Consider the following 12,997-nt stretch of genomic DNA (forward strand, 5'->3'; position numbering starts at 1 on the left):
CCGAACGCGGTCGCCAACCGCACCCCCGCCAGCCCGGCGACGTCCACCGGCTCCCCGAACGCGGTGTAGTCCGACGCGGCGACCAAAGCGCCGTCCGCGTTGGTGACCGCCCGGATGGAACCCGTCAGGTCGCCGTGGAGGAACAACACGCCCGGCCCGGCCCCGCCTTCCGGGGCCCCGCCGGCGGCGGGGTGCTGGGCGAGGGGCGCGGTCCCCAGCCCGTACACGTACACGCTCTCCCCGTCGGACAGCATCGCCGCGACCGCGCGGGTCCGGTCCCAGGTGTACTCGGAAACCCCGGCAGCCTGCCCGTCCGGGCCGGTCCTCGTCGCGGACCGCAGGAGCCCGGACGCGTCGTAGACGTACTCCGCCGACCCCCGCCCCGGGGCGGCCACCCCCGTCAGGTTCCCGGCGCCGTCCCACGCGAAGGAGCGCGCGACGGCCCCGGATTGGGTCTCCGCGGTCCGGTTGCCGAGCGGGTCGTACCCGTAAACGACAGCCGCCCCGCCCTGGGCGGAGGACCAGGCCAAGCGGCCCGTCGCCGGGTCGTACGCCAGGGCCGTCCCGGTGTCCAGGGCCGTGACCGCCCCGCCCGGGGTGAACGACACCGCCGCCCCGGCCCCGTCCGGGCCGGTCACCCCGCTCAGCCTGCCCTGGGCGTCCCACCCGTACCCCGCCGCCGTGGACGCCGCCCCGGCCCCGTCCCCGTAACTGGCCTCCGCGGCGTCCAGCAAACCGGACGCGGTGTACGAGTACGCCAAATCCAAGACCGGCGCCCCGTCCGGGCCGACCGCGTTGATCCCGGTCACCTGGGAGTCCTGGTCGTACGAGTACGCGGTCTGAACGCCGTTCGGGTACGTCAAAGAGGTGACCCGCCCGTCCGGGTCGTACGAATACCGGTAAACGCCCCCGTCCGGGCCCTCAACCCCGGTCAGCCGCCCCGCCAGGTCGTAGGAGTACGAAACCTCCTGACCGCCGGGGTACCCCAAAGCGGCCAGCCTCCCCCACGCGTCGTACCCGTAGGACACGGCCCCGTTCGGGCCCGAAACCGAGGCGACCCGCCCCAACGCGTCATACGAATACGCCGTCCCATCCGACACGCCCACCAGCTGGGAGTACTGGTCGTACGCGTACACCACGTCCGCGGCGCCGTCCGGGTAGTCCACCGACGCGAGCCGCCCCAACTGGTCGTAAACATACCCGACCGTCGAGCCGTCGGGGCGGGCGACAGACGCGACCCGCCCGGCGGCATCGTAAACATACGAGGTCGTCCCCCCGGCCGGGCTCGACTCGCTGACCGGGCGCCCGTCCAAGTCGTAGACGGCCGTCCGGGTCCGGCCGTCGCCGTCCCGATAGGACACCGGCCGGCCGCCGGAGTCGTACCCCCAAGACACCACGGTCTGGGCGTTCCCCTGCCCCGTCGTCTGCCGGGCGACCAGCCCGGTCGTGGTGTACGCGGTGTTCTGGTAGCGCCCCTCCGGATCCGACACGCCCGTCAGGCGCCCGGCCTGGTCATAGGCGTACGTGGTCGCCTCCCCCGCCGCGCTCACCGTCGACACAACCCGGCCGGCCTTGTCATACGCGTAAGACGTCGTCGCCCCCGCCGGGGATGGAGCCCGTCAGGTCGCCGTGGAGGAACAGCCCCGCCGATGCCGTGCCCCCACCCCGTCCCAGCACGCCTGAGCCGCAGGGACGCCCGGAGCTGAGGACCGAACCGATCAACCCCGGCACCCTTTCAGGCCCGACGGGCACGCCGGCCGCCGCTTGCCGACATAATGGCCCCAAACCGGTTAGCCAAGGGAACACGGCCGCCGACCGCCCGGCCCGGCGTCGGCTCCCCGCGCGTCGCCTGACCCAGGAACCGATCCGCAGCCGCCCCACGAGGGCCACCGCCGGGACGGGGTTACATCAGGTCGGGGACCGGGTCGATGCTGAGCACAACGAACACCTGCCCGTCACGCCGGTTGAACACGAACCCGCCGCCCGGCGCGGCCTCCAAAGTGGCGCGCACTCTGGCCAATGACCCGTAACGGCCGTCCGAGCCCTTCGTGAACTTCACCCGGGAGCCGTTCTCCTGGACCACCACCACCGACGGCGCCGAAGCCAGGCTACCCGCGTACCCGTCGCCCGGCGTCAGGAACATCTCCAGGTTCGAACGCCAACCGGTGCCCATCAACCCCGGGTCGTGGCGGGCGAATGTCGAATAGCTCCGCGCCCACTCCAACGCCGGGCCCACCCCCGGAACCTCCAAATCCTTCGACGTCTCCCACCACTCCCCCGTCGCGGAGACACCGGATCCCCGTGGCAATTCCCCTGATCGTCCAAAGACGGGTTCTCCCCGCAGTGGAGCATCCACTCCAACTCCTCAACAGTCGCCCCCACCCAACCCGAAGACGCCCTGCACCACCCGCCCGCCGGGCCGTACTCGCTGTTGTTCTCGCAAACCTCGGCCCGGAACTGCCGCGCCGAGGAGTCGATCCGGTACCAGTCCACGGACGAGAAACCCGAACAGCTCCAAGACGAACGCGGGTCGCAATACCAGTTCAACCCGCCGGTTGAGTACACCTGGCGTTTGTACATAGCCCAATACGATTGGTCCGGCACCCCTGGGGTGGTCGTCATCCTCAACGACAACGCCCTGATGCAATCGTCGTCCGGCGCGGCCGGGCCGGTGTTCGAACCCCACCAATCCCACGACTGGTTCCCGCGCGGCAACACGCACAAATCCCGTTCGAACTCGGCGGTGAACGCGATGACTCCCGCTCCCGCGGCCGATAGACCCTCCGAGAGCATTGCTTGCACACCTGCTAGCGTTGATGACAGCAGAGGAGGCGCCATGAAACTCAGAACGCTCACGGTCCGGTCGTTGCCGGAGGACACTTACAACGAACTCAAGCGCGCGGCCGCCGCGCGAGGGCGCTCCATGGAGGCCGAGGCCCGGTTGATCCTGGTCGAGGCGGCCACGCGGCTGTCGCGCTGGAAAGCAGGCGCGGTGCTCGCCGACCTGTCTGGACCGGAGACGCTGGCGGACCTGGAGACGCCGTTTGTGCGCTCAGACGACCATCCGTCGGCGCGCCCATGAGACTGCTTCTGGACACCATGGTCGCGTCAGAGCTGCGGCGGGCCAGATCCGGGAAGGCGGACCCGGTGTTCGCGGCCTGGGCGGAGGCCGCGCCGCTTGACCAAGCTTTCCTCTCCGTCATCACCCTGCACGAACTCGAGGTCGGCTGCCTCCTCACAGCCAGGAAAGACCCCGCCCAGGGCCTGGTCTACAGCCGCTGGCTCGGCACGCTGGCCGAAGCTTTTGACGGGCGGATAGTGGACGTGACGCGGGAGGTGGCCTCAATCGCGGCCGCGTATCACGTTCCCGACCCGGCGCCGTTCGCGGACGCCCTGATTGGGGCGGCGGCCGCAGCCCTGAAAGCGGGGATCGCCACCCGGAATGTGTCGTATTTCGCCCGCTTTGGCCTTGCCGTGGTCAATCCGTGGGACGAATCCACCTGGTCCGGCGGGTCGGCGGCCTGACGGCCACCAGGCCGCCGACACGCCAATCAGCAAGGGAACCCGGCAAGCCGGCGACATTTACAATTCTTGACCCCCGCCACGGGCGCTGCCACCATCTTCGACGTGGCCGAACGGGCGAAGCGAATGCCGAACGCGCGAATGCGCTCCCGTTGTTGTTAACCGACGCGCTTCCTTTTCCCCAATAACCCGTTCTCGACTCGCGTCCGGCCGCCACCTGCCGGGCGTTTCCCAGGAGATAGCCATGAACCACTTGGCGTTGGCCGCCGACACGCCCACGTCCAGCTACGCCGACACGGCCGGCAAACTGCCCGGCTGGGCCCACCACGTCCGCTTGCCCGGCGGCCAGGTCATCCGCGAAGCCCGGCCGGATGAATACACCGCCGCCGAGGATCTGCTGGTCGCCGCCTTCACCACGGGGTGTTGGGTGTCCGAGGGCTACGAGCAGGGCCTCAGACGGCTGGGCCAGAGGGCCGAGGCCTGGCACATCTGGGTGGCGGTGGACGCCCAGGACCACCTCCTCGGAATTGTTTTGACGCCCAAGGTGGAGTTCTGGACCCCCGAGCATTTCACCTTCTCGGTCTTGGCGGTCGGCCCGGACGGGCGCGGCCTGGGCCTGGGGGCCGCGTTGACCAATCACGCCATCGCGTTGGCCCGCGCCTACGGGTTCCAGGTCATCCAGATCAATTCGAGCCCGCAGATGTCAGCCGCCCACCGGCTCTACTACGCCGAGGGCTTTGTCCGCCGTCCCGAACGTGAGACGGCCTTCGTGTCGCCTTACGACGAGCGCCTGTTGACCTTCACCTACCACGTCCCGGATCCGCTGCCCGAATCGCAGGTCATCCACGTGGAGCGCCGGCCCGGCCCGTCCGGCGGCCCCCCCTTCTGGCGGGAGCCGAACAAGTCGCTTTGGCCCGACCATCCCGCCGGCGCCGTGGACGTTTCCGGAGCGTTCGTTCCAGCAGCCCCGCCCGCCGATGCCGTGCGTCGCGCTGAGCGGATCATCACCCGTTTGGCGGCCCAAGGTCTTCTGGCAGAACAGACGACAAGCCCGGCCACGGAACAGCCCGTCGCCAGCGCCGACGGCGGCCCCGACGAGCCGCTGATCAAGCAGATCGTGGCCGATCTGGGCGTTGGCGCGCTAACCGCCTTGTGGTCGCCGGAACCGGAGGCCCGCACGGCCGCGGTCCGGGTGTTCTTCGCCCGCCTTGACGCGCTCAACCGGCGTTTGGCGGCAAACGGCCCGTTCTTGGGCGGCGAACGCCCCGGCCGCGCCGACGTCTACCTGTTCAGTCTCCTGCTGTCCTATGACCTGGGCTGGCGCGCCGGCTTCGCGGGCTTCGGCGCGGTCGCGGACTGGCCCCATGTGTGGCACCAGGCCCGCCTGGTCCTGGGCCTGGCGGCCTTGACGCCTGAGGAACTGGAGGCGGCCGGGCTCCTTCCCAACGCCCAGGGGAGCTACGCCGAGCCGTTCGGCCCGCTGCCCCAACCCGAGGGTCTGGGAGACGTCCGCGCCGGTTGGCTGGAACCGCCAGCCGAACTGCGGCGCCGCCGCCCGCCGCGCGACCCGTCCGTGCCGGTCCTCCCGTATCCGGGCGACTGGCCGGGCCAAGACCTCCAGGCCGCCCGCGCGGCACTCGACACAGCCGCCCAGAAAGTGGCCTTGGCCAGGCAGACAACCCCGCAGTCCGCAACGCGGCCCAAGAACCAGGCGGGCAACTCGGGCGCGGACCTGGCCGAAGGCCGGAGCGACGACTTGGCCGGAGTCTTGGCGGTGGATCTCCTCGGCTCCCTTGAGGAGCTCCTCTCCACCGCGGAGCCAATTGCAACGCTCGCCATCTGGCGGTTGTTCTGGGCACGCGTGGACTGGCTCAACGCCCGCTTCAAGGGCCGCCGGTTCTTGGCCGGCGACGAACCGGGCCCGGCCGACCAGGCGCTCGCCGCCATCCTTGACGCCTACCCCGCCGACCTCCGCGACTTTCCCCGCCTCCAGCACCGCACCAACCCAAACGGAAATGGGGACGGTACCTATTTCCCGCGGGAAATAGGTACCGTCCCCATTTCCGAGTAAAAGGAGAAAACACCATGGCAACGTTGACCGCAGAGCAAGAGCTTGACCTCAAGGGCAAACCGTTGAAGGTGGATCCCGGCAAGTTTCCGGAGACCACCACCGAACAGACCGAGGACGGCGCCTTCAGGCGCCAGCGCAACTGGTTCACCGCGCACTTCGGCGGGCCGGATTCGCAGTTCCCGGTGGAGCCGGGGCGCTACGTGCTGGCCGGATCGACCGGGTGCGGATGGAACCGCCGCCAGCAGATTGTGCTCAGACTGCTGGGCCTGAACGAAGCGGTCCCGTTCGCGCTGCTGACCGGCCGGGACGAGGACGGCTGGCTGATCGCCGAGCACGGCAACACCCTGCGCCAAGACTTTGGCACCAGCCGCCTGAACGACTTCTACCGGCGCACCGACCCGGACTTCCAGGGCCGGGGGACCTCGCCCACGGTGATCGACACGAAGACCGGCCTGGTGGTGACGAACAACTACCACCTGCTCAGCTACGAGTGGGAAACGGCCTGGGCGCCCTACCACAAGGCCGACGCGCCGGACCTGTACCCGGAGCCGCTGCGCAAGGAGATCGACCTCCTTAACCAGCAGATCTTCGACGACATCAACAACGGCACCTACAAGCAGATCTTCGCCACCAACCCGGCGGCGGCCAAAGCCGCGAAAGCGGTCTTCGAAGGCAGGCTCGCGGACTACGAGTTCCGCTTGAACTCGCGCCGCTACCTGTTCGGCCCGAACATCACCGACTCGGACGTGCGCCTCTTCCAGACGCTCTCCAGTTACGACCGGGGCTACCGGGTCGGGATTGTGAAACTGTTCGGCGAAGACCAAACGGTCCGCCTGGCGGATTTCCCTAACCTGTGGGCGTACGCCCGCGACCTGTTCCAGCAGGGCTTCGCGGATGAGCGCGAGCAGTACTTCCTGGGCCTTCTGCCTGGCCCCTCGGGCGAGTACATCGACCAGCGGCCGCCCGGCGGGGAACGCCCCAACCTGCCCTCCGGCGCGGAAGCGCTCGCGGCCTGGCAAGAGCCGCACGGGCGCGAACACCTGACCGGCTCGCCGTACTACTCGGGGCCGGGCGGCGGCGGCTCCTACGAACGCTGGACGTTCGCGTGACCGGGCGGGCGGCGCCGTCCGCCGGGGACGTGCGCTTGAGCCGCCGGACGCGGGGCAACGCCGCCGGCGGGCGGGCGGCGCCGCCCGCCGGGAGCGTTCGCCCGAGCCGCCGGACGCGGGGCGGTGCTGGGACGGGCCGCGCGGCATCGTCCGCCAAGAATGCGACCGAGACGTTCACCGCAAACCTAAGGAGAAGGCATGGCAATCCCCTCTGAGCTGGAAGCGGCGTTCCCCGACCCGGACGCAGCGCCAACGTTTGAATCCCCGTTCGCGCTGGTCGGCAACACGCCGCTGGTGCGGCTGACCAAAGTGCTCGAACCGGGCACGCAAGCCAAGGTCTACGTCAAGCTGGACCAATACAACCTGGGCGGGTCGTCAAAGGACCGAATCGGGATTGGGATCATCCGGGACGCGATCGCCTCCGGGGAGCTTCCCGACGGGCACCGGATCATCGACTTCGGGGCGGGCAACACGGCGATCGGCTACGCGTTGGCGGGCCTCGCCACGGGCCACCCGGTGACCATTGTCGCGAACGCGTCGCTGTCGCCGGAGAAGGCCAACCTGCTGCGCTTCCTCGGGGCGGAGATCATCCCCGGGCGGATCGACGTGCCGAGGGACCACCCCGAGAACTGGGCGTGCGTGGCGGAACGGCACGCCGACGAGGACCCCTCGACCTGGTGGGCCCGCCAGGAGTCCACCCCCGCCAACCCGTCGGCCCATTTCAATTCGACGGGTCCCGAAATCTGGCGCCAGACCGACGGCCAGGTGACGCACTTCCTGGCGGCCATAGCGACCGGCGGCACCGTCTCCGGGACCGGCCGTTACCTGCATGAACGCAACCCCCAGGTCCAGGTGATCGCCACCGACTTCGCGGACGGGCCGAACGCGAAGACCAACTTGTTCGCGGTGGCGGACAAGCTCGACGGTTGGGAGGAGCTGGAACACGACTGGGCCCGCAACATAGACCTCGACGTGATAGACCGCCTGTCGACCAGGCCCCGGCGCGACGCGATCGACTTCGGCTGGCGCTTGGCGCGGACCGAAGGGCTGTTGTTGGGTCCAAGCTCCACGCTGTCCGCCGCGATCGCCGTCGAATTGGCCGCCAAAGCCGCGCCCGATGCCGTCTTCGTCGTTTTTTCCGCCGATTCAGGCCGCGATTACCTCAGCCGCGAATACAACGCCGACTGGTTGCGGGCCAACGGCCACGCCGAAATCGCCGACGCGTATGCCGGCGCGCAGACGTGATGTGTTTGATGTGTTCCCCCCGTTTGTGACCATTGCGGCCACTCCACCTCGAAAGGCCTCTAAAATGCGCAGTTTCAAGTCCACCCTTGTCGCGGCGAGCGCCGTCGCGGCTCTTCTGGCGCTGACCGCTTGCGGTTCGTCCAAAGACGACGCCCCGTCCAGCCAGGGTTCCGGTTCTCAGGAAGCCGGGGGCGGTGGTGGCGGCGGGACCGGGGACGGCGGCGGCGAATTGACCACGGTCACGGTGGCCTCCTCCCGCCTGTCCCATCTGGCCGCCATAGTGCTGGGCGACGAACAGGGGATCTTCGCCAAACACGGCCTGGAACTCTCGCTCGACCTGGATTCGGCCGACCTGGCCGGGATCCCGGCCGTGGCCGCCGGGCGCGTGAACTTTGGGAACGGCGAGACGGTTTCACTGCTGGCGGCGGCGTCAGAGGGAATCGAGGTGGTCGCCGTGCTGCCCGCCTCCGCGTCAACCGGCGTCCGGGGCGAGGACTACGGCGCGCTGCTGGTCAGCGGCGACTCGCCCATCCAAAGCCCGCGCGAGTTGGAGGGCAAGACCGTGTCCTCCAATTCGCTGACCAACATAGCGTCCCTGGCCGTCCGCGAAGCCGTCCGGGCGGATGGCGGCGACCCGAGCAAACTGAACCTGGTGGAGGTCAACTTCCCGGACGTGCCCACTGCGCTTGAGAACGGCACCATTGACGCGGCGTGGGTGATCGAGCCGTTCAAGTCCGCGGCGATCGCCGGAGGCGCCCGCGCGATCGGGTGGGGGTTTGAGGACATAGCCGACGAGGTCACGGTGTCCACCTGGATAACCTCCGCCAAATTCGCCGAGGAGCACGCGGACGTGGTGTCCGCGTTCAAGGCCGCCGCCCAAGAGTCCTACCAGTACGCGCGGGACCATGAGGACCAGGCCAAGGCCGTCATTCCGACCATCACCTCGATCACGCCCGAAGTCGCGAACACCGTTGTGCTGACCTCGTGGAAAGACGAGGTCACCGTCGCGGAGTTGCAGCGGGTGCTGGACGCCGCCAAAGACTTCGGCCTGGTGACCAAGGAGCCGGACCTCGAAGCGCTGATCTTCAAGGGCTGATTTCCTTCTTGGGGCTGAGCGGGGCTGAGCGGAACTGAACCGGGTTGAGCGGGGCTGAATAGGGCTGAGCGGGGCTGAGCAGGACGGCATCGGGCAATATGGGACGAAACAGGGAGACGCGGGGCTGGCGATGAACGCTGTGGCGGTTCCGGCGCGGGAAAAGGCGCCCGGCGGAGCGGGCGCGGGGACTGGCGCGGGTGCTCGCGGGCGGGGGCGCGGGCACCGTGTCGGGTGGCGCCTTCCCGAGCCCTTGACGCGGACCGCCTGGCGCGGGGCCGGGATAGGGCTGGCTCTGGCGACGCTGGAGATTCTGCCGCGGACCGGCCTGCTCAAGCCGACGGCCAGCTATCCGCCGCTGTCGAACGTGTTGGACCGGGCGGTCCAGTTGTTGGCGACCAGCGACTTCTGGAGGGTCTTCGGGCAGACCATGATCTCCGTGGTGGTCGGCGTGGCCGCCGCGTTCGTTGTCGGAGTCATCCTTGGCCTGGCCGTCGGCACGTGGCGCCCCGTCTACCGGGCCGCGATCACCACCTTGGATTTCCTGCGGGGCATCCCGCCGGTGGCGCTGATCCCGGTGATAGTGCTGCTCATGCCGGTCGGATTGGGTTCCCAGACCCTCCTGGCCGCCTACTCCAGCCAATGGGTGGTCTTCTTCCAGGTGGTCTACGGGCGGCGTTCGATCAACCCGACGCTGTGGGACACCGCCCGCGTGATGCATCTGGGCCGGTGGGAGCGGTTTCGGTACGTGATCTGGCCAAGCCTGCTGCCCAGCTTGGCGACCGGCGCCCGCATTGGCGTGTCGGTCTCCTTGGCGCTCGCGATCACCGCGGGCCTGGTGATGGGCGGCCCCAGCCTGGGGCAGCAGCTCAACATCCTGCGGGGCGCGAACGACATCCCCGGAAGCTACGCCTTGATCTTCATCATCGGGCTGATCGGCCTGGCGCTGAACTCCATTGTGGTCGGGGTGGAGCGCCGGGTGCTGAACTGGCACGTCTCGATCAGACGGGAGGGCGAATGAACAAGATCGCGCGGGCCTGCGTTTGGAACCTGGCGCTGCCGCTGGCGTTGCTCGGCGTGATCGCTTTGGCGACTGAGGGCGGTGACAGCATCTTCTTCCCGCCGCTCAGCCAGGTTTTCTCGGCGTTCCCGGAGACGTGGGATTGGGCGCGCGTCACCCATGACGTGGTGCCGTCGCTTTACCGCCTCCTGGTGGGGTTGCTGATCGGGGCGGGGTTCGCTGTGGTGGCGGGCACCGTCCTCGGCATGGCGCCCCGCCTGAATCTGTTGGCCAACCCGGTCATCGCGTATCTGCGCGCCCTGCCCTCGCCGGCCATCATCCCCATGTTCCTGATCCTGTTCGGCATTGGCGACCTGACGAAAATCGCCACGATCGCGCTGGGCACCACCTGGCCAATGCTGCTTAACACGATCGACGGGGTGCGCTCGGTGCCGGCGGTCCAGTTGGAAACCATGCGGGTGCTCGGCCTGCCGCGGCTGAGCCGCTGCTGGCTTTGCTTCAGACACGCGTCGCCGCAGTTCTTCGCCGGCGCCCGCCAATCCATCTCTTTGGCGATCATCCTGATGGTGGTCAGCGAAATGGTCATGAGCACCAACGGGATTGGCTACGCGGTGATCCAATTCCAACGCCAGTACTCCATCACGCGGATGTGGACGGGCATCATCCTGCTCGGCCTGCTGGGCGTCCTGGCGGCCTGGGCCGGAGAGACGCTGGAACGCCGCTGCACCCGGTGGTACGCGGGCCTGCACCGACGCCAGGAGCTGACGCGATGACCACCCTGCGGAACGGGCCGCGAACCGGGCCGGACAAGGCGTCCCCCGCGACCATTCGGCTGTCGGGGGTCGCCAAGACCTTCCCCGCCCGGGGCAAGTCTTCTGCGACCACGGTGTTCTCCGACCTGAACTTACACGTCGACGCGGGCGCCTTCGTGGCCCTGGCGGGCCCATCCGGGTGCGGCAAATCAACCCTCCTGAGGATTGTGGCGGGGCTGACTCCGGCGAGCGCCGGAGAGGTGCTGATCGACGACCGGGCCGTGGACGCCCCGCTGCCCGGCATAGCGGTGGTTTTCCAGGACTATTCGCAGAGCCTGTTCCCCTGGATGACCGTGGCCAAGAACATCGCCTTGGGCGCCCGGCGGGTGGCGGACCGCGCCGGCCAGGCGGAACTCGCCGCCAGCCTCTTGGCGGACGTGGGCCTGGACGCCGAGGTGGCCGCCCAGCATCCCTGGCAGCTTTCGGGCGGCATGCAGCAGCGGGTGGCCATAGCGCGGGCGTTGGCGGCCCGCCCCCGCGTGCTGCTGCTGGACGAGCCGTTCGCGGCCGTGGACGCCCAAACCCGGTCCGACTTGCAGGACCTGATCCGCGCCTTATGGCTGGAGCACGGCATGACCACGGTCCTGGTCACCCACGACATTGACGAGGCGGTCTACACCTCGGAAAGAGTCGTGGTGCTGGGCGCCCGCGACCAGGGCGTCATCCTGGACACCCCCATAGACCTTGGCCGCACCCGCGACCAGCTGCAAACCCGGTCAGAACCAGGCTTCGCGGACGCCCGCCGCCGGGTGCTGTCCGTCATCCGCCGCCCGTCCACACCATCACAAGGAACCCAACCATGACCAACGAACCGATCTTCCTGGACATTGACACCCCGCACACCAGCGGACCGCTGCCCTACTTCCGAGTGGGGGACATCAAGGCCTACCAGTTGAGCGAATTCGACGCCTTGCCGCTGCCCACCTTCTTCTTCCCCCAGATCCATGAGCACCCGCTTGATCCGGACGCTTGGTACACGCAGCCCCCGCACCAGTTGAACGGGCGGCTGCGCCTCAACCAGCAATCGCATCTCCTTGACACCCCGGAGGGCTGGGTGATCATAGACGCCGCCGGCGGGAACGAGAAAGTCCGGGCGGGCGGCGGGGCCATGCACAACCAACACCGGCCGTGGCTGGAGCAACTTGCCCTGGTCGGGATTGGTCCGGAGGACATCAGCTACCTGGTGTTCACGCACCTTCACGGCGACCACGTCGGTTTCGCCACCGCGCTGGCCCAGGACGGCGCCTGGCGCGCCACCTTCCCCAACGCCCGCTACAAGCTGGCCCAACCGGAATGGGACTACTGGACTTCCCGCGGGGCGATCGACCGTCTGGGCCGCACCGGCGACTACATCTCCGATTCGATCAGGCCGCTGGGACCGCTGGGGGTCTTGGACCTGGTGCCGGCGGACGCCCAGATCACCGAGTCGATCCGCTTCCGCCCCGCCTTTGGCCACACTCCCGGCAACGTCACCATTGAGGTCACCTCCGGCGGCGCCACAGCCCTGTTCATTGGCGACTTGATCCACAACGCCCTTCAATTCGCCCATCCCGACTGGTCCACCGCCCTCTGCGTGGACGGCGCCCAGGCGGCCAAAGTCCGGCTGGCCACCCTGAACGAGGTCGCGGACACGGACACCATCCTGGTCCCCGAACACCTGCCCTGGCCCTCAGGGGTCCACGTGCTGAGAGACGGCGACGCCTTCCGCTTCGACTACGTGAAGGACGAGCGCTAACTCGCGTCGAATCCAAACGCCATCCCGGCTCAGTCGAAAAACACCAACGGTCGGCCCTTGCGCGCGGGTGCGGACATTTGTAAGAGGGCGTCTTTACACTTGTTGACCCGCCCGGCGAAACACTGCCACTATTCCCACGTGGCTTGCCCCAGTGAGCGAATGTTGAGCGCGCGAATGCGCCTTCGGCGCGCCTCTAGCGCGTGTAGCGCCTGATCCGCCCGATTTCCCCGTTTTACCTCAATTCACGCATTCGGCGCGGGCGCACGGCCCGGCCCAAATAACCCACGCGAACGGCGCGAAACACGCGAAAAGCGCAACCAGACCTGACAACAACACCCGGCTGGGCGGCATCGTCCAACGGCCCAAACCCCCAAAGGAAAACCAACATG

The 12,997-nt window shown here is 68.6% G+C and carries 13 protein-coding genes and 1 pseudogene; 10 read left to right on the forward strand and 4 right to left on the reverse strand.

Annotated features, from left to right (window positions below; all coding sequences use genetic code 11):
* From LBC97_02020 to LBC97_02035, 4 genes and pseudogenes are all read right to left on the reverse strand, one after another.
* Positions 1-1,394 (reverse strand): hypothetical protein (locus tag LBC97_02020; GenBank protein ID MDR2564836.1); only part of this gene is annotated, 1,394 nt, incomplete at its 3' end.
* Positions 1,395-1,400: 6 nt separating this feature from the next.
* Positions 1,401-1,568 (reverse strand): annotated as a pseudogene (locus tag LBC97_02025) (RHS repeat protein).
* Positions 1,569-1,575: 7 nt separating this feature from the next.
* Positions 1,576-1,722, reverse strand: a complete 147-nt coding sequence (locus tag LBC97_02030; protein MDR2564837.1) for a hypothetical protein — start codon at positions 1,720-1,722, stop codon at positions 1,576-1,578.
* 181 nt (positions 1,723-1,903) lie between these two features.
* Complete coding sequence (locus LBC97_02035; protein MDR2564838.1) at positions 1,904-2,356, reverse strand: DUF6531 domain-containing protein; 453 nt, start codon at positions 2,354-2,356, stop codon at positions 1,904-1,906.
* 75 nt (positions 2,357-2,431) lie between these two features.
* On the opposite strand from LBC97_02035, the gene LBC97_02040 reads away from it, so the two are divergent.
* From LBC97_02040 to LBC97_02085, 10 genes are all read left to right on the forward strand, one after another.
* The gene (locus tag LBC97_02040; GenBank protein MDR2564839.1) at positions 2,432-3,082 is read left to right on the forward strand and encodes a hypothetical protein; all 651 of its coding nucleotides are present in this window, start codon (positions 2,432-2,434) and stop codon (positions 3,080-3,082) included.
* Complete coding sequence (locus LBC97_02045; protein ID MDR2564840.1) at positions 3,079-3,525, forward strand: PIN domain-containing protein; 447 nt, start codon at positions 3,079-3,081, stop codon at positions 3,523-3,525. The genes LBC97_02040 and LBC97_02045 overlap by 4 nt, the downstream gene beginning before the upstream one ends.
* 241 nt (positions 3,526-3,766) lie before the next feature.
* A complete protein-coding gene (locus tag LBC97_02050) occupies positions 3,767-5,593 on the forward strand; it encodes a GNAT family N-acetyltransferase (protein MDR2564841.1) in 1,827 nt (608 codons plus the stop codon).
* Between the two features lie 14 nt (positions 5,594-5,607).
* On the forward strand, positions 5,608-6,702 hold the full coding sequence (locus LBC97_02055) for a hypothetical protein (GenBank protein ID MDR2564842.1): 1,095 nt from the start codon (positions 5,608-5,610) through the stop codon (positions 6,700-6,702).
* 198 nt (positions 6,703-6,900) lie between these two features.
* Positions 6,901-7,947, forward strand: a complete 1,047-nt coding sequence (locus LBC97_02060; protein ID MDR2564843.1) for a cysteine synthase family protein — start codon at positions 6,901-6,903, stop codon at positions 7,945-7,947.
* A 64-nt stretch (positions 7,948-8,011) separates the two neighbouring features.
* On the forward strand, positions 8,012-9,043 hold the full coding sequence (locus LBC97_02065; GenBank protein MDR2564844.1) for an ABC transporter substrate-binding protein: 1,032 nt from the start codon (positions 8,012-8,014) through the stop codon (positions 9,041-9,043).
* 130 nt (positions 9,044-9,173) lie between these two features.
* Positions 9,174-10,061: an ABC transporter permease subunit gene (locus LBC97_02070; GenBank protein ID MDR2564845.1), complete on the forward strand. Its 888-nt coding sequence runs from the start codon at positions 9,174-9,176 to the stop codon at positions 10,059-10,061.
* Positions 10,058-10,834 carry an ABC transporter permease subunit gene (locus LBC97_02075; GenBank protein MDR2564846.1) on the forward strand — a complete coding sequence of 259 codons (777 nt, stop codon included), beginning with the start codon at positions 10,058-10,060 and terminating at the stop codon, positions 10,832-10,834. Before LBC97_02070 ends, LBC97_02075 begins: the two co-directional genes overlap by 4 nt.
* The gene (locus LBC97_02080) at positions 10,831-11,676 is read left to right on the forward strand and encodes an ABC transporter ATP-binding protein (GenBank protein ID MDR2564847.1); all 846 of its coding nucleotides are present in this window, start codon (positions 10,831-10,833) and stop codon (positions 11,674-11,676) included. The genes LBC97_02075 and LBC97_02080 overlap by 4 nt, the downstream gene beginning before the upstream one ends.
* A complete protein-coding gene (locus tag LBC97_02085; protein ID MDR2564848.1) occupies positions 11,673-12,608 on the forward strand; it encodes an MBL fold metallo-hydrolase in 936 nt (311 codons plus the stop codon). Before LBC97_02080 ends, LBC97_02085 begins: the two co-directional genes overlap by 4 nt.
* The last annotated feature ends 389 nt before the right edge of the window (positions 12,609-12,997 follow it).

It is taken from the genome of Bifidobacteriaceae bacterium, from assembly GCA_031281585.1.
GTDB lineage: Bacteria > Actinomycetota > Actinomycetes > Actinomycetales > WQXJ01 > JAIRTF01.